The 23,023-nt window shown below is 61.8% G+C and carries 23 protein-coding genes and 1 tRNA gene; 12 read left to right on the top strand and 12 right to left on the bottom strand.

All coding sequences use genetic code 11. The features are described from left to right. Nucleotides 1-227: 227 nt before the first annotated feature. The 4 genes from fabG to VN623_RS11740 all read right to left on the bottom strand — a co-directional run bounded on the left by fabG (nt 228) and on the right by VN623_RS11740 (nt 3,609). Complete coding sequence (fabG, locus tag VN623_RS11755; protein ID WP_325571179.1) at nt 228-974, bottom strand: 3-oxoacyl-[acyl-carrier-protein] reductase; 747 nt, start codon at nt 972-974, stop codon at nt 228-230. 45 nt (nt 975-1,019) lie between these two features. Further along, the gene (gene fabD / locus VN623_RS11750; RefSeq protein ID WP_325571178.1) at nt 1,020-1,970 is read right to left on the bottom strand and encodes an ACP S-malonyltransferase; all 951 of its coding nucleotides are present in this window, start codon (nt 1,968-1,970) and stop codon (nt 1,020-1,022) included. 143 nt (nt 1,971-2,113) lie between these two features. Then, nucleotides 2,114-3,268, bottom strand: coding sequence for an MFS transporter (locus tag VN623_RS11745; protein WP_325571177.1), 1,155 nt, complete (start codon nt 3,266-3,268; stop codon nt 2,114-2,116). 95 nt (nt 3,269-3,363) lie between these two features. Continuing rightward, nucleotides 3,364-3,609, bottom strand: a complete 246-nt coding sequence (locus VN623_RS11740; RefSeq protein ID WP_325571176.1) for a hypothetical protein — start codon at nt 3,607-3,609, stop codon at nt 3,364-3,366. 383 nt (nt 3,610-3,992) lie between these two features. On the opposite strand from VN623_RS11740, the gene rpsF reads away from it, so the two are divergent. From rpsF to VN623_RS11685, 11 genes are all read left to right on the top strand, one after another. Further along, nucleotides 3,993-4,529, top strand: a complete 537-nt coding sequence (gene rpsF, locus VN623_RS11735; protein WP_325571175.1) for a 30S ribosomal protein S6 — start codon at nt 3,993-3,995, stop codon at nt 4,527-4,529. Nucleotides 4,530-4,532: 3 nt separating this feature from the next. Then, entirely contained in the window at nt 4,533-4,787 is a 255-nt protein-coding gene (gene rpsR / locus VN623_RS11730) for a 30S ribosomal protein S18 (protein WP_325571174.1), read from the top strand. A gap of 163 nt (nt 4,788-4,950) precedes the next feature. Further along, on the top strand, nt 4,951-5,904 hold the full coding sequence (locus VN623_RS11725) for a DUF2232 domain-containing protein (protein ID WP_325571173.1): 954 nt from the start codon (nt 4,951-4,953) through the stop codon (nt 5,902-5,904). Nucleotides 5,905-5,939: 35 nt separating this feature from the next. Next, nucleotides 5,940-6,518 (top strand): 50S ribosomal protein L9, encoded by a 579-nt coding sequence (gene rplI / locus VN623_RS11720; RefSeq protein ID WP_325571172.1) that lies wholly within the window; start codon nt 5,940-5,942, stop codon nt 6,516-6,518. Nucleotides 6,519-6,702: 184 nt separating this feature from the next. Next, the gene (locus VN623_RS11715; RefSeq protein WP_325571171.1) at nt 6,703-8,211 is read left to right on the top strand and encodes a replicative DNA helicase; all 1,509 of its coding nucleotides are present in this window, start codon (nt 6,703-6,705) and stop codon (nt 8,209-8,211) included. A 25-nt stretch (nt 8,212-8,236) separates the two neighbouring features. Next, nucleotides 8,237-9,379: an alanine racemase gene (gene alr, locus VN623_RS11710; protein ID WP_325571170.1), complete on the top strand. Its 1,143-nt coding sequence runs from the start codon at nt 8,237-8,239 to the stop codon at nt 9,377-9,379. Between the two features lie 3 nt (nt 9,380-9,382). Then, nucleotides 9,383-10,759: a DNA repair protein RadA gene (radA, locus tag VN623_RS11705; protein ID WP_325571169.1), complete on the top strand. Its 1,377-nt coding sequence runs from the start codon at nt 9,383-9,385 to the stop codon at nt 10,757-10,759. A gap of 55 nt (nt 10,760-10,814) precedes the next feature. Continuing rightward, nucleotides 10,815-11,444, top strand: coding sequence for a CvpA family protein (locus VN623_RS11700; RefSeq protein WP_325571168.1), 630 nt, complete (start codon nt 10,815-10,817; stop codon nt 11,442-11,444). Nucleotides 11,445-11,533: 89 nt separating this feature from the next. After that, nucleotides 11,534-13,021, top strand: coding sequence for an amidophosphoribosyltransferase (purF, locus tag VN623_RS11695; RefSeq protein ID WP_325571167.1), 1,488 nt, complete (start codon nt 11,534-11,536; stop codon nt 13,019-13,021). 47 nt (nt 13,022-13,068) lie between these two features. Further along, nucleotides 13,069-13,842 carry an SDR family NAD(P)-dependent oxidoreductase gene (locus VN623_RS11690; protein WP_325571166.1) on the top strand — a complete coding sequence of 258 codons (774 nt, stop codon included), beginning with the start codon at nt 13,069-13,071 and terminating at the stop codon, nt 13,840-13,842. Nucleotides 13,843-14,053: 211 nt separating this feature from the next. Beyond that, complete coding sequence (locus VN623_RS11685; RefSeq protein ID WP_325571165.1) at nt 14,054-14,455, top strand: DUF930 domain-containing protein; 402 nt, start codon at nt 14,054-14,056, stop codon at nt 14,453-14,455. Between the two features lie 10 nt (nt 14,456-14,465). On the opposite strand, the gene VN623_RS11680 is transcribed toward VN623_RS11685, so the two are convergent. From VN623_RS11680 to VN623_RS11645, 8 genes are all read right to left on the bottom strand, one after another. Next, entirely contained in the window at nt 14,466-15,092 is a 627-nt protein-coding gene (locus VN623_RS11680) for a DUF1353 domain-containing protein (protein WP_325571164.1), read from the bottom strand. A gap of 124 nt (nt 15,093-15,216) precedes the next feature. After that, a complete protein-coding gene (locus VN623_RS11675) occupies nt 15,217-16,014 on the bottom strand; it encodes an MBL fold metallo-hydrolase (RefSeq protein ID WP_325571163.1) in 798 nt (265 codons plus the stop codon). Further along, complete coding sequence (locus tag VN623_RS11670; RefSeq protein ID WP_325571162.1) at nt 16,011-16,829, bottom strand: TatD family hydrolase; 819 nt, start codon at nt 16,827-16,829, stop codon at nt 16,011-16,013. The genes VN623_RS11675 and VN623_RS11670 overlap by 4 nt, the downstream gene beginning before the upstream one ends. After that, nucleotides 16,829-18,424 (bottom strand): methionine--tRNA ligase, encoded by a 1,596-nt coding sequence (gene metG, locus VN623_RS11665; protein ID WP_325571161.1) that lies wholly within the window; start codon nt 18,422-18,424, stop codon nt 16,829-16,831. Before metG ends, VN623_RS11670 begins: the two co-directional genes overlap by 1 nt. A gap of 49 nt (nt 18,425-18,473) precedes the next feature. Beyond that, the gene (locus tag VN623_RS11660) at nt 18,474-19,595 is read right to left on the bottom strand and encodes a DNA polymerase III subunit delta' (protein WP_325571160.1); all 1,122 of its coding nucleotides are present in this window, start codon (nt 19,593-19,595) and stop codon (nt 18,474-18,476) included. Next, on the bottom strand, nt 19,595-20,224 hold the full coding sequence (gene tmk, locus VN623_RS11655; RefSeq protein ID WP_325571159.1) for a dTMP kinase: 630 nt from the start codon (nt 20,222-20,224) through the stop codon (nt 19,595-19,597). Before tmk ends, VN623_RS11660 begins: the two co-directional genes overlap by 1 nt. 29 nt (nt 20,225-20,253) lie before the next feature. After that, nucleotides 20,254-21,435, bottom strand: a complete 1,182-nt coding sequence (locus VN623_RS11650; protein ID WP_325571158.1) for a D-alanyl-D-alanine carboxypeptidase family protein — start codon at nt 21,433-21,435, stop codon at nt 20,254-20,256. 104 nt (nt 21,436-21,539) lie between these two features. Further along, nucleotides 21,540-22,637, bottom strand: coding sequence for a septal ring lytic transglycosylase RlpA family protein (locus VN623_RS11645; protein ID WP_325571157.1), 1,098 nt, complete (start codon nt 22,635-22,637; stop codon nt 21,540-21,542). 215 nt (nt 22,638-22,852) lie between these two features. On the opposite strand from VN623_RS11645, the gene VN623_RS11640 reads away from it, so the two are divergent. Beyond that, a tRNA-Ser gene (locus VN623_RS11640) sits at nt 22,853-22,942 on the top strand. Nucleotides 22,943-23,023 lie beyond the last annotated feature (81 nt).

Here is a 23,023-nt window from a genome sequence, read left to right as displayed (position 1 = left end):
CGAGTCTTACGCTGAGGCACCGACCAGACGTCGCGCGGCTCGGGGTTTTCCCCAGGTCCGCACCGTCCCGATGGCGTGGCCTTCACGCCTCAAAACCGTGGTGTCGTTAACACACTTCACCAGCCTTGCAAAGCGCAGGGTGACGCAGCCGAGAAGCAGCCGAATAGTAAGCAGAAATGCCCATAATACGGCTCCTCTTCATTTACCATCGCAAGGATGCAAAGGCCTCAGACCATCGCCATGCCGCCGTTGATGTGCAGCGTCTGGCCGGTGATATAGCCACCCTCGTTCGAAGCGAGATAGAGACAGCCGGCCGCGACGTCCAACGGGTCGCCGAAGCGTTGCGCCGGAATGATCTGTGCGATCTCGCCCTTCTGCTTGTCCGTCAGAACATCGGTCATCGCCGTTTTTATAAAGCCCGGCGCGATGCAATTCGCGGTAATGCCGCGCGACGCGACCTCTCTTGCCAACGATTTCGTCATGCCGATCGTGCCGGCTTTCGAAGCCGCGTAGTTGCCCTGTCCAGGGTTGCCGAAAACGCCCGACACCGATGCGATATTGATAATGCGGCCATACCCTGTCTTCGAGCGCATCATGTGGCGCGAGGCAGCGCGGCAAAGCATGAACGTCGACGTCAGGTTGACGGCAATGACGTCGTCCCACTGGTCGTCCTTCATCACCATGAACAGATTGTCTTTGGTCAGCCCCGCGTTGTTGACGAGAATATCAAGTCGGCCACCGAGTGCTTTGACTGCCTCGTCGATCAGCTTTGCAACGCTGGTGCGGTCGGCAAGGTCGCATGGAACGACATGAACGCGGTCACCGAGTTCCTTGGCCAAGGCGTCGAGCGCTTCGAGCTTGCGGCCAGAAATGGCGACCGTTGCGCCGGCCTTGTGAAAGACGCGCGCGATCTCGGCGCCAAGGCCGCCGCTTGCGCCGGTTACGAGCGCGGTCTTGCCTGTCAAATCGAACATGACGTTTCCTTTATGCTGGTCGTGACGCGAAAAGCGGTCTTCGGGTCACGACGGAGAGAGAGAGTTCCAAGCGAGTTCGATGTCGGCCGGTGTTCCGAGACTCGACGCATTCGCAGTGCCCGCCGTGCGTTTGATGAGGCTTGCTAGAACTTTGCCGGCGCCGATTTCGTAAAAATCGGTGATGCCGTTTGCTGCCATCGTCGCGACGCACTCGCGCCAGCGAACCGTGCCGGTCACCTGCTCGACCAATCGCTTTCTGATTTCGTCCGGATCTGAAATCGGCTGCGCCAAGACATTTGCAACGACGGGCACAGAAGGGGCGCGCACGGCGACATTCGCCAAGGCTTCCGCCATCGCGTCGGCCGCAGGCTGCATCAGCGCACAATGGAAGGGCGCGGAGACAGGTAGAGGCACCGCGCGGCGGACGCCGTATTTCTTGCCGATGTCGGCAACGCGATCGATGGCGCTCTTGTGGCCCGACAGTACGACCTGCGTCGGCTCGTTGTCGTTGGCAACCTGACAGACGTCGCCCTGCGCGGCTTCGGCCGCGACTTTTGCCGCAACGTCGATGCCAACCCCGAGCAGCGCCGCCATGGCTCCGACGCCCACGGGCACGGCCTTCTGCATCGCCTGACCGCGAATCCGCAACAGCCGCGCGGTGTCGGCGAGCGAAAATGCACCCGCAGCCGCGAGGGCGGAATATTCTCCGAGCGAGTGCCCGGCGACGAACGTTACGTTACCCGGTAGTGCGAAGCCCTTTTCGGTCTCGAGCACGCGCATGACGGCCATGGATACGGCCATCAGTGCGGGCTGAGCGTTTTCGGTGAGTGTCAGCGTTTCTTTCGGGCCTTCCCACATGATGACGGACAGCTTTTGTCCCAGCGCATCATCGACTTCGTCGAAGACGGCGCGCGCCGACGGGAAGGCATCGGCAAGCGCCTTGCCCATGCCGACATCCTGACTGCCCTGACCCGGAAAGATGAATGCGCGTGCCATAAGTGACTGTGAGTCCCTGTCGTTCGAGAGTGCCGCCGATTGGGGCTTCTGTGACGATTTCGGCGGCCTTAGTCCACTCCCTGCCCGCTCGTGTCAAGGCAAGGCGCCTCCGGGCTGCGATGCGTGCTCCCCTCGCCTCGTTCTCACCGTTCCCATTGTTGAGCGACGAGCGAAGCGGCAACTGCAACGAGCAGAATCGCGGCGGCGACAAACGGCAGTTCGAGCATCAGGCCGACGTAGATCAGCGTTCCACCGATACCGGCGCCGGCCGCCTGTCCGAAATAGATTGCGGACGTGTTGAGCGCGATCGAAGCCGAGGTCAGCTCGGGAGCAATACAGGCAAGCCGGGCCTGCTGAACGGAGTTCGCGGCAAATGTTCCAAGACCCCAGAGCGTCGCCCCCGCCAGTACGGCCCACAGGGAAGTTGCGGCGGCGCCCCAAACGATCAAGCCTGCCGACATGACGAGAAACGCAAAAAGTGCCGATCGCGGCGCACCTATCCGTTGGACAGCTCGGGTCACCAGGACGTTGCCAAGCGTCGCCACCGTGCCGTACCACGCCAGAACGATCGTCAGCAGTTCGGCGTTGTCGGACAGCGATGCTTTCAACGACGGCGCCAGATAGGTGAAGAACGTGAATTGACCCGTGCCATTGAGCACGGTGACGAGCAGCACGGTCATCAGCGCCTGGCTGGTCAAGACCCGCCGCCACGAGGCGACATTCAACGGCGCAATCTTGACGCCGCGCGGTACCGTCAGCCAAACGCCAAGCAACGCCACTATCGATAATGCCGCGACGATGAGGAATGCGACTTGCCAGCCAAGCGTGTGCGCGACGTAGCCGCCGAGCGGCATGCCGCCGACCGTCGCCAGCGACCAGCCGATGAAGATGACTGTAATCGCACTGCCCCGGCGCTTGGCTGGAAGCAGTGCGCCGACCGTCGCCGCCGCCTGCGGGGTGAAGATAGCCGCCGGGATCGCCAGCACAATTCGGACGGCGAGGAGCACGGCGAAATTGGGTGCCAGTGCGGACGCCATATGGCACACGGCATAAAGCAGCATCGATGCGGCCAGCAGCCATCGGCGGTCGACGGCGCTGGTGAATGCGGCGGCAAGCGGCGCGCCCAGCGCGACCACGACACCGCTGACCAGCAACAGCAATCCGGCACGCGGAAGACTGACGTCAAATCCATGCGCCAAGTCACCGAGCATGCCCGCGGGTAGCAGGATGCCAGTTCCGGTAACGAAGTTGCCGAAGAGAAGCGCCGCGAGAACGCGACGCTCTTGCGCTGGGCTCATTCGCCGAGATTTAGAGAACTGGCGCGACACACACAATAACTGACCCGGCAGTCCGCCCGGCCGAAGCGTATGGGTGGGTTGCGCCAGCCGTTAGGTCAGCTTTCGACCGTTTCGACTTCGCACAGTTCGCCGTCGATCAGATCGAATAACACTTCCCCGCCGCCCGCTTCGGCGTTGGCCAGGGCTTCGACAAGATCGTCATCGATGGGAGCGATTTTCATTTCGGCAAGCTTGGCAGAGGCGTCATTGTCGCGCATCGACGCTTCGCCCTCGGAACGCGCCGCGGCCTCGGTCTCCTCGACCGCCCAAATGGTTTCCTCGGTATAGGCTGCAAACTTCATTGTTGTCAGATCTCCCTGAACGCGCCGGATTGGCGCCGGCCAGTCAATTAGCCATGATTCCCGTTATCTAGGCGTGGCATTGGCATCGCTGCCGACCAGGAAATTTGAACGCTGCAAGGTGGCGCAGGCCTGCCGCTTGCTGCTTGCCGGAAATCCTGTATAAGCGGCCAAACCCGCTCCGGTTGGAGGCTGAACGGGGGCTCAAGTTGCATCGGCTATCCGGCTGATCGATTTGAGAGGCGCTTTTCGAGCACCGTCCCCCAGTGTCTTCTCCTATTGGGTACCAGATGGGCCTTTCTCGGGCCTGATTGGGGCTTTGCGCCGGAGGGATAAAGAGCTGCGTTGAGACGCGCGGCACAACTCGAACCGAAAGGCCAACTCGTATGCCGCTCTACGAGCATACGTTCCTGGCGCGCCAGGACGTTACCCAAGCCCAAGTCGAAGCTCTGATGAAAGAATTCCAGGGCGTCGTCGAAGAAGGCAAGGGCAAAGTCACCAAGCAAGAGTATTGGGGACTGAAGACCCTCGCTTTCAAAATCAAAAAAAACCGCAAGGCTCACTACGCCTTCTTCAATATCGACTCGCCCCCGGCTGCCGTGACCGAGATGGAACGGCGCATGGGCATCAATGCCGACGTCATCCGTTTCATCACTGTTCGCGTCGACGAACTCGAGACCGAGCCCAGCGCTCAGATGCGCAAGCAGGATCGCGACGAGCGCGGCGACCGTGGTGATCGGGGCTTCGGCGGTGGCCGTGGTGGCCCGCCGCGTGGCGGTTTCGGAGGTCGCGAAGGCGGCTCGACGTTCCGCTCGCGTCCACCCCGCGAAGGCGGCGATCGTGGTCCGCGTCCGCCACGCGAAGGAGAGGCACCACGCGCGCCGCGTCCGCCACGCGATTCAACACCTGGCTCGGAGGGCTAACCCATGGCTGAAATCGCTTCGACCGGCGCCCCTGCTCGCCGCACCTTCCAGCGCCGCCGCAAAACCTGCCCGTTTTCGGGCGCCGGCGCGCCGAAGATCGATTACAAGGACGTGCGCCTCCTCGGACGTTACATTTCGGAGCGCGGCAAGATCGTTCCGAGCCGCATCACCGCGGTGTCTGCGAAGAAGCAGCGTGAACTCGCCCGCGCAATCAAGCGTGCGCGGTTCCTCGGTTTGCTGCCGTACGTGATCAAGTAGGCTTCTCCCTCTCCCCAAAGGGAGAGGATGGCCGAAGGCCGGATGAGGGGAGAACGTCCTCTCACCCCGACCCTCTCTCCAAGGGGAGAGGGAGTCATTCAATCCGTTGGGTCGGAACGGGCAACCGGATCCGGCTCTAACCGCTCTCATGCGGGACAGCACAATGCCGACGAATGTTTTTATGCTTTCACTCGCGGCCGGGATCATCTCGGCCGTCGTCTTTGCGTCCGCGACGACCGGCGCGATGCTGCTGCGCGTCGTGCTTTTTTTCCTCACCCCCCTGTCGCTCTATCTCGCCGGACTTGGGCTTGGCACGGTCGCGACCGCGATCGCCGGCATCACCGCGACGACAATCGTATTGTTGATTGCAAACCCGCTGGCGGCAGAGGTTTACGCGATCAGCACGGCGCTTCCGGCACTCGTATGCACCCGGCTCGCGGTGCTCAGCCGGGACTCGGACGGCGAGCGCGAATGGTACCCGATCGGGCGCGTCGTTGCCGTCGCCGCAGTTTTTGCCGGCATGTTTGCGATCATGGCGCTCATTCTGATGGGCGGCGAAGTCGAAACGCTGACCAAGTTGCTGCGCGGTGTCGTCGAGAGTTTCGTCAAGACTGAGCTGTCCCGCATTCCAGGGGCGCCGGCCATCACCGCCGCCGAGATCGACGAGGTCACGCGCACGACGCTGTCGTCGTTGCCCTGGGCTCTCGGCCTGCTGGCGATGGGGACAATCCTCTTAAATCTCTGGCTTGCAGGACGCATCACGCTGGCGTCCGGCCGGTTGAAACGTCCGTGGCCCGATCTCGCAAACTTCTCAATGCCGGGTAGCGCCATATTCGCCTTGCTGGTGGCGCTGGGCCTATCGTTCGTCGACGGCATCGCGGGTCTCATGGCGTCAGGTATCGCAGCTCCGTTCGCGCTGGCCTTCGGACTCGTCGGCCTGGCCGTGGCGCACACACTGACGCGCGGCACGCCGTGGCAAGGCTTCATTCTCGCGGCTCTTTACACCGCGATCGTCTTCATTCCGCATGTTGGCTTATTGCTGGCGCTCGCCGGTCTTGCCGAAACGATCTTCCACTACCGAGCCGCCATCGGCGGACCTCCCAATCCCCGAAATTGAAAACCTGATCCACGAACACAAAAGGAGACGCATCCATGCAAGTCATTCTGCTTCAGCGCATCGGCCGCCTTGGCCAGATGGGCGACGTCGTCAACGTCAAGAACGGCTACGCTCGTAACTTCCTTCTGCCGCAGAAGAAGGCGCTGCGCGCAACAGACGAAAACAAGAAGGTGTTCGAAGGCCGCCGGGCACAGCTCGAAGCCGACAACCTGTCCCACAAGAAAGAAGCTGAGGCCGTTGCCGCCAAGCTCGAAGGCAAGTCGTTCGTCATTATCCGGGCGGCCGGCGATACGGGTCAGCTTTACGGTTCGGTTTCGACACGCGACATCGCGGCTGCGATCAGCGAAGGCGGCTTCACCGTCGATCGCAACCAGATCGTGCTCGACAAGCCGGTCAAGTCTCTCGGACTGACGCCAGCCCGGGTTCAACTTCACCCAGAAGTCGTGAGCACGGTGTCGCTGAACATTGCGCGTTCTCAGGACGAGGCCGACAAGCAATCCCGCGGCGAGAATGTCGCGGTCGTCAAGGGCGAAGCTCTCGAACTCGAAACCTTCGATCCGGACTCAGCCTTCGAGGAAGGCCATGCCGCGACATCGTCGGAAGACTCGAACTAATCTCGGAGCTTACGTCGGGCGTCCGTCCGTTTCACGGAGGCGGAAGCCCGATCCACAAAGCTTGGCCGTTGCGCATTTCACACGGCCAAGCCTTTCCCGCGAGGCATGTTGATAGCGGGGATGGATTAGAGGTTGTAGGAGCAGCGAGACGAGACGCGCCTTGGAATCAGTTAGCGTCCGCTGCATGGCAAATCCCGCAGTCCTCGCGACCGAAAATCTCAAGCAAGCCGCTTCGGCTCTTGAACCACTGGCATTCCGGCAAGCACCGCACAACCTCGAAGCCGAGCAGGCGTTGCTCGGTGCAATCCTCGTCAACAACGAAGCGCTCGACCGTGTGTCGGGCTTTCTTTCTCCCGATCATTTTTTCGATGCACTTCATGGGCGCATTTACGAGACGCTCGCGACGCTGATCCACGCCGGCAAAACCGCGACGCCGATCACGGTCAAGACGTTCTTCGAGAACGTCGAGCCGATCGACGCGAATATGACCGTGCCGCAGTACCTCGGCCGGCTCGCCGCCAACGCCACGACGATCATCAACGCCGCCGAGTATGGCCGCACGGTCTACGACCTCGCGACGCGGCGAGCCTTGATCGTCATCGGCGAGGACATGGTGAATACGGCCTACGAGAGCGCCGTCGACCAGGCGCCCAAGGCACAGATCGAAGAAGCCGAGAGCCGTCTCTATTCGCTCGCCGAGCAGAATAAATATGGCAAGGGCTTCGAGACGTTCCGCTCAGCCCTCACGAACGCCATCGAAATGGCGAACAGCGCCTTCCAGCGCTCGGGCCATCTTTCGGGCGCGGCGACGGGTCTTGCCGATCTCGACAATAAGCTCGGCGGCCTTCAACGTTCCGACCTCATCATCCTCGCGGGCCGGCCGTCGATGGGTAAAACCGCGTTGGCGACGAACATCGCCTACAACGTCGCGAAGGCCTATCGCGGTGAACGCCGCGCCGACGGCTCGATGGAAACGGTCGATGGCGGCATCGTCGGGTTCTTCTCGCTTGAAATGTCGTCGGAACAGTTGGCAACACGTATTCTTTCCGAGCAGACGGAAATCGGCTCGGAAAAAATCCGCCGCGGCATGATCGAGGAAGCCGAGTTCCGCAAGCTTTCCGAAGTCGCTTCTGAAATGTCGCGCATTCCGCTCTTCATCGACCAGACCGGCGGCATAACGATTGCGCAGCTCTCGGCGCGGGCGCGTAAACTCAAGCGCCAGCACGGTCTCGACATGCTGGTCGTCGATTACCTGCAGCTGCTTTCGGGCTCCAAATCACGCAGCGACAACCGCGTGCAGGAGATCACGGAGATCACCACGGGCCTCAAGGCGCTGGCCAAGGAGCTGAATGTGCCGGTCATGGCGCTGTCGCAGCTGTCGCGCCAAGTTGAAAACCGCGAAGACAAGCGCCCGCAGCTCTCCGATCTCCGCGAATCGGGCTCGATCGAGCAGGACGCCGACGTCGTGATGTTCGTATTCCGCGAGGAATATTACATCGAACGCACCAAGCCTGCCGAAGGAACGCCTGAATTTGCCGATTGGATGACCAAGATGAGCCAGGCTTCCGGCAAAGCGGAAGTCATCATCGGCAAGCAGCGGCACGGTCCGGTCGGTACCGTCGAGCTGTCGTTCGAGGGACAATTCACGCGCTTTGGCAATCTGGCGCGCGATTATATGATCCCCGGACGGTGACCGATCCACGTGTGGAAAGAATGAGATGACTGTGAGCGCGCGCATGCCGGAAAGTCTTGCGAGCGCCACGGGAACGATCACCATCGATCTCGGGCAGATCGGCGCCAACTGGAAGGCGCTAGCGGCGAAGGTTGCGCCCGCCGCGTGCGGCGCGGTTGTCAAGGCCAACGCTTATGGTCTTGGTGCCGAGCGGGTTATGCCGGCGCTGATGCGGGCCGGCTGCACGACATTTTTTATCGCGACGCCGGACGAAGCGGAAACGGCGCGCAAGTTTGCGCCCACAGCCGAAATCTACGCTCTCGATGGGCTGGTCGGAAATTCGGCCGCGGTGTTTGCGCGCCTTGGCGTCAAGCCTGTTCTCTCGACGCTCGACGACGTCGTGGCGTGGTCGGCGCTCTGCCGGGCGCGTGGGGAAAAACTTTCAGCGGCGTTGCATATCGATACCGGGCTCAATCGTCTCGGACTGCCGGCGCGCGATGTTCGCCATCTCGCCGCCGACCCCTCCATGATGACCGGCATCAAGCTTGATCTCGTCATGAGCCACCTCGCCTCGGCGGACAATCCGCGCGATCCAAAAAATCGCGATCAGCTCCTGGCCTTCGAAACTCTGTCGGCCCTTTTTCCCGGCGTGCCGAGAAGTCTCGCTGCCTCGGACGGACTGATGCTCGGGCCTGCTTATCATTTCGATCTCGTACGGCCGGGCTACGCGCTTTATGGCGGACAGGCCTCGCAGATGGCGCCCGCACCGGTGAAATCCGCCGTGACGGTCACGGCGCGCATTCTCTCGGTGGCCGACGTCGCGCCGGGTGAAACGGTCGGCTATTCCGCGACGTGGCGCGCCAAGCGGCCGAGCCGCATCGCGACGATTGCGGCCGGATACGCCGATGGAATTCCGAGGACCGCGAGCGCGCCCGACGGTCGTCCGGGCGGGCATGTGATGATCACGGGCCATCTTGCGCCGCTGGTCGGCCGTGTCTCGATGGATCTCATTACCGTCGATGTTACGGATCTGCCTGAGGGCGCCGCGATGCCCGGCGAATTCGCGAAGCTCGTTTGCGATGAAATTTCGATCGAGGATGCGGGCTTTTCGGCCGGCACGATCGGTTATGAAATTTTGACTCGTCTTGGGCCCCGCTTTCCGCGGCTCTATTTGGATGACCCGGTGTAGTTCATGGCGAAGCTCTCGAAATCTCTCTACGTCTGCCAAGCGTGCGGGGCCACGGCGACGCGCTGGGCGGGCAAGTGTGCCGCCTGCGACGGCTGGAATACTCTCGTCGAGGAAACGGACGCCGGTCCGCCGCCCGGTTCCGGCGTCACGCGGCAAAGCAAGGGCCGCATCGTCAAGCTCGAAACATTGAAGGGCTCTACCCAGGAAGCGCCGCGGTTCTCGAGCGGCATTTCCGAACTCGACCGCGTGACGGGCGGCGGCGTCGTGCCGGGCTCGACCATTCTCATTGGTGGCGAACCGGGCATCGGCAAATCGACCCTCCTGCTTCAGGTCGCGGCGCATTTGGCGCGGCGCGGCGGCAAGTCGATCTATTTTTCGGGCGAGGAAGCTGTCGCTCAGGTGCGATTGCGCGCTGAAAGACTTGGCCTTGCCGACGCTCAGGTCGGCCTCGCGTCCGAAACGAACTTGTCGAATATTCTCGCCACGCTCGGCGACGATCGTCCGGCCGATCTGGTCATCATCGATTCCATTCAAACGCTCTGGGCAGATACGCTCGATGCGGCGCCTGGGACCGTCAGTCAGGTGCGGGCTGCAGCGCAAGCGCTCATCAGGTATGCGAAGATGGCGGGCTCCGTGCTGCTGCTCGTCGGGCACGTGACGAAGGACGGTCAAATCGCCGGTCCCAAGGTCATCGAGCACATGGTCGACACGGTGCTCTACTTCGAAGGCGACCGCGGCCTCTCCTATCGCATCCTGCGCGCCGTCAAAAACCGTTTTGGACCGAGCGACGAGATCGGCGTCTTCGAAATGGTGACGGGCGGACTACAGGAGGTTGCGAATCCGTCCGAACTGTTTCTCGGCGATCGTGACGGCGTCAGTCCCGGCGCCGCCGTTTTTGCAGGCATCGAGGGGACGCGGCCGCTCCTCGTCGAAATTCAAGCCCTGGTTGCGCCGTCCGGCCTCGGGACGCCACGCCGCGCCGTCGTCGGCTGGGACAGCAACCGCCTCGCCATGCTTCTCGCTGTGCTCGACGCCCGCTGCGGCGTCTCGTTTGCAGGCCACGACGTCTACCTGAATGTGGCAGGAGGCCTCAAAATTACCGAACCGGCCGCCGATCTTGCGGCCGCGGCGGCCCTTCTGTCGTCAATTTCGGGTGTTGCGCTGCCGCGTGACGCCGTCTACTTCGGCGAAGTTTCGCTTTCCGGCGCGGTCAGGGCCGCAGCCATGATGACCACTCGTCTCAAGGAAGCCTCCAAGCTCGGATTTGGGCAGGCTTTTCTTCCCGAAAGCGGCGACGCCGATGCGACCGGCCTGAAGTTGTCGTTATCCCGCGTTGCACACCTCAAGTCACTTGCAGGGGCGACGGCGCCATGCGACTGAACTTTCGAGCGAGTCTCGGCCTTATGGGGCGCTGGATCATAGGGGGATTTCGGCCATGATCGGCCCGCTGACTTATTTGGACGTTGCGTTGATTGCGGTCGCCTTCATTTCCGGATTGCTTGCGATGTACCGCGGCTTTGCCCGCGAATTGCTGTCGATCCTGTCCTGGATTGCCGCAGCCGGGGTCGGGTACTGGATCTACGCGACCAAGAAGGACATGACCGCCGACATTGCGGCTCAGACGAGCATGCCGCCGCAGGTCGCGACGGTGGCTGTGGCGCTCGTCGTGGCGCTCATCGTCCTCATCATCGTCCACTTGGTCACAGCTCGCATTTCCGACGCCATTCTCGACAGCCAAGTCGGCATGATCGATCGCGTCCTGGGCTTCATCTTCGGCGTGCTGCGCGGCTTTCTGCTGTTCGTTATCCCCTACATGGCCTACGAAGCCTTCATCTCGCCCGACAAGGACAAGCAGGCCCCGATCGTGCGCGACGCCTTTTTCCGCGACTACGTTAAGGCTACGGGAGAAAGCATCCGCTCGGTGCTGCTGCAGGTCATACCGCAGCCGACCGCGCCCGGAACAACGCCGGCCGACCAACCCGGGCAACAAGGATTTATTGACCAAAGAGGGCGTTCAGTCGCGCTAGTCATCAAAGGCCAACGGTACTATATGACGGGCGTGTGACGCGACCGGCATCGAGTGTCAGCATTGCGTGTGGATATCGTGACCCGGCGTATTCGGGTAATCGAGGCGGCCCAAACGCGGAGGTGCCTTTGGCACATCAAGGCGGCGTAACCACGATCGATGGTCTCACATTTACCCGCTACGGCGACGATCGCCTGCGGGAGGAGTGTGGGGTCTTCGGCATCTTCGATCACCCTGATGCGGCGGCGATTACCGCGCTCGGCCTCCACGCACTCCAACACCGTGGCCAGGAAGCAGCCGGCATCTGCACCTACGACGGCCACAACTTTCACTCCGAACGCCGCATGGGTCTCGTCGGCGACAATTTCTCGAAAGCCAACGTTCTTGCCCGCCTGAAAGGCCGTATGGCCATCGGTCACGATCGCTACTCGACCACCGGCGACCCGCTGATCCGAAACGTTCAACCGCTCTTTGCAGATATCGATACCGGCGGTTTCGCCGTTGCCCACAACGGCAATTTTACCAACGCCCTGACGCTACGGCGAGAATTGATCTCTTCAGGCGCGATCTGCCAATCGACCTCGGATACCGAAGTCCTCCTCCACCTCCTGTCGCGTTCGAAGAAGCGCCGCGTCGTCGAGCGCTTCGTCGATGCGATCCGTCAGATAGAAGGCTCCTATGCGCTCGTTTGCCTGACCAACGATATGATGATCGGGGCGCGCGATCCGGTTGGCATTCGGCCACTGGTCATCGGCCGGCTTGGGACATCCTACGTGCTCGCGTCCGAAACCTGTGCACTCGACATCGTCGGCGCGGAGTTCCTGCGCGAAGTTGAAAATGGCGAAGTCGTCGTCATTACCGATCAGGGGCTCGAAAGCCACCGGCCCTTCCCGATGCGCCCGGCGCGGCCGTGCATTTTCGAGTACATCTATTTTTCAAGGCCGGACTCGATCGTCGGCGGGCAGACCGTCTACGATATCCGCAAACGGATGGGGATCGAGCTGGCGCGCGAATCTTCGGTCGGCGCCGATGTGGTTGTTCCGGTTCCCGATTCTGGCGTTGCGGCCGCGATCGGCTTCAGCCAGCAGAGCAATATTCCCTTCGAACTCGGCATTATCCGCAATCACTACGTCGGGCGCACGTTCATCGAGCCGGAGCAGCGCATCCGCCAGCTCGGTGTCAAGCTGAAGCATTCGGCGAATTCCGGAGTCATTCGCGGCAACCGGGTCGTGCTGATAGACGACAGCGTCGTCCGCGGCACGACATCGAAGAAAATCGTGCAGCTGATCCGCGATGCCGGCGCGCGGGAAGTTCACATGCGCATCTCATCGCCGCCGATCACGCACCCGGATTTCTACGGCATCGACACGCCAAGCAAGCAGGATTTGCTGGCTGCGAACCTGTCACTCGAAGAAATGTGCGAATTCATGGAAGCCGACAGCTTGGCATTCCTCTCGGTCGATGGAATCTATCGCGCCATCGGTCTCGATCACCGGGACGACCGCGCCCCGCAGTTTACCGACCACTGCTTCACCGGCGACTACCCGACCAGCCTTACCGATCACAACGGCGAGTCCATTCCTCGACAGCTTTCGCTTCTTGCAGAAGTCGGCTGACGATCTCCGATCGGGCCGATCAGGTAAATCGCAATTAGGTATAGCGTATGACGGATGGCCCATTGAGCGGACGCATCGCACTCGTCACGGGCGCGTCGCGTGGCATAGGCCGGGCCGTGGCGCTGGGGCTTGCGAAAGCCGGGGCCCACGTCGTAGTCGCGGCACGCTCGCTCGGCGCGCTCGAAACGCTTGATGACGAGATACAGGCGGCCGGCGGGGCAGCGACGCTTCTGCAGCTCGATCTCAAGAAAGGCGACCGGATCGACCAACTCGGCCCGACGCTCTATCAGCGCTGGCAGCATCTCGATATTCTCGTCGCCAACGCCGGCATCCTCGGACCGCTTTCGCCGCTCGGTCATACGACAGAAGATGCGTTCATCGCGACGATCGACATCAATCTCAACGCCAATTGGCGTCTCATCCGCACACTCGATCCGCTGCTGAAGCGCTCGGACGCGGGCCGCGCAATTTTCGTGACGTCGGGTGCGTCAAGCGGCAAGCACGCTTACTGGGGCGCCTACGCGGCGTCCAAAGCCGGTCTTGAAGCTCTCGTCAAAACCTGGGCCGAAGAGTTGGTGAATACGTCCGTTCGCGCCAATCTCATCAATCCCGGAGCCACGCGCACCCAGATGCGCGCCAAGGCGTTTCCCGGCGAAGATGCGTCGACGTTGCCGGCGCCCGAAGATCTGGTACCGCTTTTTCTGGAACTCGCCTCTCCTCATAGTCAGCGCAACGGCGAGGTCGTGAATTTTCGCGAATGGAGATCGGCGCATCGCAACGGCCCGGCAGCGGAATCTCCGATTCTGAATGCGGACCTGTAGCTTCTGAGAAATCGATTCCACGATTAGGCAGCGGCGTAGGCGGAGCAAATCGCACGGCCGCTTGTTTCGACCTTGCATTGCAGCAACGCGGGGCTCGTACACCTTCCGGCCACATTCCCGACACATCTGCGGGCGCTTTGGCTGGCGCGGCCGGGGGGCCGTTTCAGGACCGTGGGGAACCTGTTTTGAATTGGTGGGGGAAGAAAGCGGAATGCACTACAGGAAAGGTTTTATTCTACTGCTCATGGCTCTGAGTTGGGCCGTGAGTGGATCGAACGCGTTCGCCGATGCTGCGATGGATCGCGTATTGCTGAAGCTCGAACCTGAGGAACGCGCCCATCAAGCCTGCAATATTCGAGGCCTCGACGCCGTTCGCAAGGGCAAGCACCTGAAAGGCGTCGATCGCGTTAAAGCAAGCAGCCAGAGTCGTGCCACTTTTAAAAACAATGTCGTCACCGCTAACGGCGCAGCGGTCCGCGCCAATCATCGTTGGTACCGGCTGAAATATAAATGCGCGGTGACGGACGATCAGATGAAGGCGACGTCTTTCGAATTTCAGCTCGGAGCAGAAATTCCCGAAGATGAGTGGGAAAACTTCGGGCTCTGGAAGTGACGCGCGACGGTCACTTCGCCGGCAGCTCGCAGTAGTCGGGCGCGCCGGGCCCGATGGGCGGTTCGGTAGCGTGCTGCTTGAAAAGCTGCTCTCTGTACGTCTCCCAGTCCGTGTTCAACGGTATGTTCTGGTAACCGCCGGTCAGAACCCTGATGTAGCCCTTCTTGCGATCGGCCTCGTTCTGATCCCAGGCGCCTTGAGCGCCATACTTCACGGCGTAGTCGACCGCGATCTGATCGCGCCACGATGAGCTGTATTCGTTCATCGCCTCTCTTAAAATGGCGTCGGCCTGATCGCGTGTGCAGCGCTGTTCCCAATAGAGATAGTCATGCACGATCGCCGGAATGGAGTGCCGGCCCAGCACAGAAATAAGCGAGCGAGCGTACCAGGGCACGCTCGCGAAATCGGTCACGAAACCGGCGGGAACGGTGATCGTTTTGCCGGTCCGCTTGATCTCGTAAAAGAGCGGATCGACGAGCATGAAGTTCGTGCCGTCGCCCTGGAAGAGCTGCAGCCGCGGTGTGTTCGTTGCCATCCGCGGACGGACGGCTTGGGCTTGAGCATCGGTCGCAATAGGGAGAACGTGCAATGCGGCGAACATGGCAGTAACGCCAACGGCAAGTTTCAGTCCGCGCATGATACCCCCCGAAAGGTTCGATCGGCCGCAGGGCTGAGCGTGTAATCTCTGGATTGCCGGGTCAAGCCCGGCGATGGCGAATGAACTTCAAATTAGGTGGTCAGCACCTTACCGTCGCGCACGGTCAAGTAAATTCGACCACCATACCGTCGTAAGCCGGTTCGACGCCCTGCGGCAGGTCGCGGGCAAGGGTCGCGTAATCGAGTTCGCTCGTCATGTGCGTTAAGATCGTGCGCTTCGGCTTCAGGCGTTCAACCCAGGCCAACGCCTGCTTGACGCTGAAATGGCTTTCGTGCCCCGTGTAGCGCAGTGCATCGACGATCCAAACGTCAAGACCTTCGAGCAGTGAAATCGACTCGGCCGGGATATCGCTGATATCGGGCGAGTACGCGAGGTTCGACACGCGATAGCCGAGCGAGGTGATGGATCCGTGCCATTGCGCAATGGGCTGCGCCGTGATCGTGCCGCCGCCGCCTTGGACCGCGACCGGCGTCGCACCATCGATCTCGTGGCCATTGAGCATCGGCGTATAGGGCGAGCCCGGCGGTGTTTCGAAGCAGTAGCCAAAGCGATGCTTCAGGCTCTTGCCCGTTGCGGCATCGAAGTAGACGTCGACGCGCCGTCTCATCGAAAATGCCACCATGCGCAGATCGTCGATGCCGTGGGTGTGGTCGGCGTGATCGTGCGTGTAGAGTACGGCGTCGAGCGCCGTCAGCCGCGTCGAGAGCATCTGCGCGCGAAAGTCGGGAGACGTATCGACCAGCACGGCCGTCTGCCCGCCCGGCCCTTTGCGCTCGATCAGCGCCGAGCAACGCGAGCGGCGGTTCTTCGGGTTGTCGGGATCGCAGGCGCCCCATGTCATCCCAATGCGCGGCACGCCGCCCGATGAGCCGCACCCCAAGATCGTACATCGGTAGGTCATGCGGCGGCAGACCCTCCGTCCGCCACTGTCGAGGCGCCAGGGCGCTTGGCCTTGGCATAGAACCGGAAGAAATTGTCCGTCGTGACGCGCGCAATCTCCTCTTCGGAAACACCTTTGACGCTTGCGAGGACGGCGGCCGTGCGGGCAACATGGGCCGGCTCGTTGCGTTTGCCCCGGAATGGGTCGGGTGCCAGGAACGGCGCGTCGGTTTCGACGAGCAATCGGTCAAGCGGAACATCGCGGGCGATGTCGCGAAGCGCGTCGGATTTCTTGAACGTCAGCACGCCGCTGAACGACACATAAAGACCGAGGGCAAGCGCCCGCATCGCAAGTTCACGGCCGCCGGTGAAACAGTGCAGCACGGCCGGAAAGGCGCCCTTTGCGTGCTCGTCCTCCAGAATGGCGATTGTATCGTCATCGGCTTCGCGCGTGTGGATTTCGAGCGGCAAACCGGTTTGGCGCGCCGCGGCGATGTGGCGGCGAAAGCCTTCGGCCTGCGCTTCGGGCGTCGAATGCTTGTAGTAGTAATCGAGGCCTGCTTCGCCGATGGCTACGACCTTCGGATGCTGCGCGAGTTCGACGATTTGCTCGAGCGGAATGTCGAGTTCCTCGTGCGCGTTGTGCGGGTGCGTTCCGACCGAGCAGTACACGTTGTCGAAACGCTCGGCGACGGCGCGCACCTTATCGAACTGACGGATGCGGGTCGAAATGGTGACGAGAGTGCCGACGCCGGCCTGATGCGCCCGCGCCACGACCTGATCAAGCTCCGGCGCAAATTCAGGAAAATCGAGATGGCAATGATGATCGACCAGCATCAGACTCTTTTACTCTTTTGCTTGGCCTGTCCGCCTTGCGGCGCGTTGTCCGCTTCGGCCGGATCGACGTAACGTGGGAAGACGCCCTGCGGTTCGGGGATCTGCGTTCCGGGCGCCAGACGTCCCTCGCTGCCAAGGCTCGCGAACGCGCGGGCCTCCGGCGCGACCGCAAGCAGGTCGAGTAACTTCGCCGCACATTCGGGCATCACCGGCTGCGCAAGAATTGCGAACTGACGCACGCACTCGGCGGTGACGTAGAGGATCGTTGCCATCCTTGCCGGGTCGGTTTTCTTTTTCGCCCACGGCTCTTCCGCCGCGAAGTAGCGGTTGACCTCTGCGACGACACTCCAGACGGCATCGAGGTACTTCGTGACGTTTTGGCGATCCATCTCGCCACGCGCCGCCGCATAGAGCGCATCGGTTGCATCGAGAATTGCCTGATCCTCCGCTGTGAACGTCCCAGGCTCCGGAATGGCGCCGCCGCAGTTCTTGAAGATCATCGACAGCGAGCGCTGCGCCAGGTTCCCGAGGTTATTGGCGAGATCGGCGTTGATGCGGTTGACGATCGCTTCGGGCGTGTAATTACCGTCCTGTCCGAACATCACTTCGCGCATGAAAAAGTAGCGTACAGGTTCGCGGCCGTAGGCTTTGACGAGATCGAACGGGTCGACCACGTTGCCGACCGACTTCGACATCTTCTCACCCTTGTTCAGCACGAAGCCATGGCCGAAAATCCGCTTCGGTAGGGCGAGCCCGGCACTCATCAGGAATGCCGGCCAGTAAACAGCATGAAAGCGGACGATGTCCTTGCCGATAACGTGAACGTCGGCCGGCCAATAGTGGGCGCGCGGGCCATTCGGCTCGGTGAGCAAGCCCGTCGCCGTCACATAGTTGTTGAGCGCGTCGATCCACACATACATGACGTGCCCGGGCGCGTCCGGCACCGGGATGCCCCAGTCGAGCGTCGTTCGTGAGATCGAGAGATCTTCGAGACCCATTTTGACGAAGCTGACGACTTCGTTGCGCCGTTCGAGCGGTAGGATGAATTCCGGATTTGCGGCGTAATGGGCGAGCAGCTTGTCCTGATATGCGGACAAGCGGAAGAAGTAGGTTTCCTCCTCGTTCCATTCGACCGGCGTGCCGCTCGCGATCGCTACGCGAGCACCGTCGCGAACCTCCGTTTCGCTCTCCTTGTAATAGGTTTCGTCGCGTACCGAGTACCAGCCGCCGTACATCCGCTTGAAGATGTCGCCGGCCTTTTCCATGCGCCGCCAAAGCTCGGAGCAGGCTTCGTAGTGACGCGCCTCCGTCGTGCGAATGAAATCGTCGTTGGAGAGACCGAGCATCTGCGCCATGTCGATGAAGCGCGCCGCGTTGCGGTCGGCGAGTTCCCGTGGCGTGATCCCTTCCCTGTCCGCCGTCTGCTTCATCTTCAGCCCGTGTTCGTCCGTGCCTGTCAGAAAGAACACGTCCTTGCCGTCGAGCCGTTCGAAGCGGGCAATAACATCGGTCGCGATAGCCTCGTAGGCATGACCTATGTGCGGCACGCCATTCGGGTAGGAAATCGCTGTCGTAACGTAAAATTTTTCCGCCACTCTGGGGATGTTCCTCGTCAGTCGTAAGAGATGGACACGCGCGTCCCGGTCAGCCTCGGCTCGCCGCTTCGAGGCGGGTGAAGCTTGTGATGATGAGCGATTTGCGGTCAAGGTTCAGGGAGGTCGCGTCGGCCTTGTCGCGGGCCAGTGTTTCCCATAGCTCGGCGAATGTGGCAAGGCGATCGGGTCCGATCAGCCGGTGCGCCAGCGTGATATCGCTACCGCGGCCGGACCCCGTTGCCTGCGCCGAGACGAGCCGCGCCAGGGTCGCTTGGTAGAGATCGAAGAAAAGCTGGAATTTGGGATCTTGCGTCGGGTTCTGCAGTTCGTCGGCAAGGGCATGCACGGACTTCAAATCGAGTTTCGGCAGCCCGCTCAGGATGCGATCGATCCGCGTCTGCATCGCAAGGCCGTTGCCGCCGATCAAGGTTAGCGCGCGGCGAACGCTTCCCCCCGCAAGCGGCAACAGCGCTTCCCAGTCGTGCTCTTCGGGCACGGCTTTTCCGGCAGTGGTGAGCGCTTGGGCGGCGGCGCGTTTCAGGTCTGTCTCGTGAAGTGGGGTCGCTGAGACGACGCGGCATCTGGAACGGATCGTCGCCAGAAGCCGCCCCGGTGCTGATGTGATGAGCAGGAAGATGGTTCGCTGTGGCGGCTCTTCAAGCGACTTCAGAAGCGCGTTGGCGGCGTTGGCATTCAAATCGTCGGCGCTGTCGACGATGACGACGCGCCAGCCCTGCTCTTCCGGACTCAACGCCAAAAATGATCTGAGGCGGCGAACTTCATCGACCGCAATCGTTTGCGAGAAGCGCTTCGTCTTCGGATCGCACGTGCGCCGGATGACGAGTAGCCCCGGATGCGAAAGCACGCGAACCTGGCGATCCGTCGGCGAGTTTGGTTCGATCGCCATGCCCTGCCCGAACAGATCGCGCTCCTCAGGCCGTGCCAGAGCGGCACGCGCAAACTGATAGGCGAGAGTCGCTTTTCCTATTCCGGCCGGACCCGAGAGGAGCCAAGCATGATGCATGCGGCCGCTCGCGAGCGCCTCGGAAAGCGTGGCCTGGGCCACGTCCTGGCCAAACAGCCCGCGCGTCTCGCGTGGGTGCGGAAAATCGTCAAGGCGATCGGCCTCGGGCAGCGCTTCTATTTCGGTAGCAAGTGGCGCTCGCGCCATTATCTGGCCTCTGCCAGAAGATGCGCCGTCACCGCCTGCCAGACTGCCGTTTCGACGCTGGAGACAGGCAGATTGGCGTCGATCAGCACGCAGCGCTTGGGCTCATCGGTAGCGATTTCGAGGAAGCCCTTGCGCAGTGCTTCGTGGGTTTCGATACGCTCGGCATCGTAGCGCGAGAGCGTGCCGCGGCTTTGCGCTCGCTCGACGCCGGCGCCGGCGGGCAGATCGAGGATCAGCGTCAGATCGGGAAAGTCGGGCGCCACGGTATAGCGCTCGAGAAGCGAAATGAACTCGGGCTCGAGGCCGTAGAGCTTGCCTTGGTAGACGCGCGTTGAATCGATGAAGCGATCGGAAATCACCCACGTGCCTTCGTCGAGCGCCGGCCGGATGACGGACGTCATGTGTTCGGCCCGCGCCGCGGCAAATAGCAGAAGCTCGGTTACGGGATCTTTTGGCCGATCCTTCAGAATGAGCCCGCGCACGTCCTCGCCGACAGGCGTGCCGCCCGGCTCGCGCGTGACGATGACGGAGATGTCGTTTCGTTTGATGCGCTCGGCCAAACGCTTCGCCTGGGTCGACTTGCCGACCCCTTCCCCGCCTTCGAATGTGATGAATTTTCCGCGTTTCATTGGCTCGCCTCGACCATTGGCGGCCTATTCTAGAATGCCAAGCGGCGCAAGGCCATCAGCACGAGCGAATCCATGCCTTGTCTGACGATACCGCCTTTCCGGACATCTTCGGTCGCGTAGAGCGGCACTTCGGTCGATGCGCTCGACGAACTCGAGATCTTCAACGTAGCGACCTGATCGCCCTTCTTCACCGGAGGCTTCAGCGGAGCCTTGTAAACGATTTCGGCCGACAGCCGCTGATTGGCGGGATACTTCGGCAGCGTGAACGTGACCTCGCCTTTTGCCGCCAACGGCACATACCACGTCGTGCCACCCCAAACGCGGGCCTTGCCGATGATCTCTCCTTCGTCGAATACGCGCACCGCACTGAACGACTTGAATCCCCAATCCAAAAGTTTGACGGCTTCGTCCTTGCGCTGGGGCGCCTTTTCCAGACCGCCGACGACGACGATCAGCCGCTTGCCGTCTTGGACGGCCGAGCCGACGAGGCCGTAACCAGAGGCCGCGATGTGTCCGGTCTTCAGCCCGTCGGCACCGATGTTTGCAGACAGCAGCGGATTGCGGTTGATGAAGCGATGCTTGCGATAGAGAAATTCCTTCTGCGCAAATAAGGGATAAAAGTCCGGATATTCGCTGATGATGTAGCGGGCGAGCATGGCCAATTCGCGCGCCGTCATCAGGTGGTTCGGGTCGCCGAGCCCCGTTGCGTTCGCGAAGGTCGACTTGGTCAAGCCGATACGCCGCGCTTCTTCATTCATCATGCGCGCGAAAGCCGCTTCGGTGCCGGCCATCCCCTCAGCAATGCACATTGCCGCGTCGTTGCCCGACTGCACGATAATGCCCTGGAGCAGCTCGTTGACGGTTGCTTTGGTGTTGACAGGGACCATCATTGCCGACGTACCGGACGGCGCGCCGCCGTTGCGCCAAGCGTTGACGCTCATCACGAACTCGTCGGTCAGCTTGATGTGACCGGACTTGATGGCGTGGAATAACACGGCAAGCGTCATCAGCTTGCTCATGCTGGCAGGTGGTGCGAGCTGGTCGGCGTTCTGCTGGAAAAGGACTGCGCCGGTTTCCGCATCCATCAGGATGGCGCGCTGCGCCTTGGTCGTGAAGGCGCTGTCCGCGGCCTCTGCAAGCTCAGCCGTCGAGACGAAAAAGCCGGCAATCAGTGCCGTGATAGCGAGCCAAAAGCGGCTTTTATTCAACATACGCCCCGCCGGGATTGGTCGGCCGCCTCGTGAGCGGCATCATAAAACGGATGCCGCAAGTATCGAGCCCTACGGCGTCAGGGTCAACCGGACGGCGGAGGCGGCTAATCGGTGACGATTGCACTGTCGGAGACGCCATACGTCGCAATCTGGGTTTGCGCGCGCGTCGCGGCATCCGGCGATAACGGGCCGACGCGGACGCGATAGACTTCGCCGCCGTCGTTGACTTGTAGCGGCGCCACTTCGATTGACCCAAGAGAGCCGAGCTCGTGGCGCAGACGTTCGGCGTTCGAGCGATCGCGGAAGATGCCGACTTGAACATAAGTACGCCCGGCACGCGCCGAGGGATCGGAGCGCGACGTCGAAAGCGACATGCGGCCGTCGTTCATGGCATCGATACTTGCCGTCTGCACCAGTGGCTGCGATTGCTCATTCGAATATGACGGCTGCGGCATGGTTTTTCCCGCGAGTTGCGCGCGGTAAGCGGTCGGCGACCACTTATCCGAAGCATCGGCGGGCAATTGTGCGTTTCCGTACGCAGCGGGTGTGGTCTCGCGCGGCGACGCCAGAGCGACAGCCGTGTTTTGCTGCCATGGCCGAGACGCCAGGAACTGACGTTCGTAGCGGTCGTCGCCATTGAGCGGCGCCCGGCCGGCATAGCGGACGCGGACGCGGGCGCGTCCTCGAGATGTATATCCGAGCTGTTTCGCCGCCGCATACGACATATCGATAATGCGATCGTTGACGTATGGCCCACGGTCGTTGACGCGGACGAGAACCGTCCTGCCGTTATCGAGATTGGTGACGTAGGCGTAGCACGGCAGCGGCATCGTTGGATGCGCGGCGGTCAAGGCGTTGGCGTCGAACACTTCGCCATTGGCCGTCCGGCGGCCGTGGAAATCGGCGCCGTACCAGGACGCAACCCCGTATGCTTCGTAGTTGGGATCTTCGCGTGGAACGTACCAGCGGCCCGCTACCTTGTATGGCGAACCAAGCTTATAGCCGCCTCCGCCCTTCGGAACATTGACGGATGCCACGCGTGGGCTGGTGCGGACGCCGTACTCATCTTCCGAGAAGACGGATCGCGATACACCGCCAACGGTGCGCACGGGGGGATCGCTTGAACAGGCCGCAGTCAGCGCTGCCGCGCTCGTCACCAGCATCAGGCGGCGGGCCTGCTGGAGGTAAGGGCCTCTGCTCATTACGCAAACCTACTCGATACGCTACGCCCGCCCCAGCGCACCCTCAGCAAGCAAAGAAACATGCCAGGTGGGCCGAAGCATGCCTGAAAGATGACAAATGCGGCTTAGCGTCAGGTTAAGCACCGGGGGCGCTTGAGGCGGCCCGTCGAACCGGATAGGACGGACGCCCGGATTAGCATCCGATGGCTTGGGCGCGTCACGCGTGCCCGCCGATCGGAGGGGTGGCCGAGTGGTTTAAGGCACCGGTCTTGAAAACCGGCGTGGGCGCAAGTCCACCGTGGGTTCGAATCCCACCCCCTCCGCCACCTTTGGAACGAACGTCGATTGACGTCGGCTGATACGCTCAGAGCACTCTGATGAATGGCCGACCAACGGATGTCCAACGA

The organism is Hyphomicrobium sp. (assembly GCF_035572195.1).
Lineage (GTDB): Bacteria > Pseudomonadota > Alphaproteobacteria > Rhizobiales > Hyphomicrobiaceae > Hyphomicrobium_B.
This window is presented reverse-complemented; position numbering and strand designations above follow the sequence as displayed.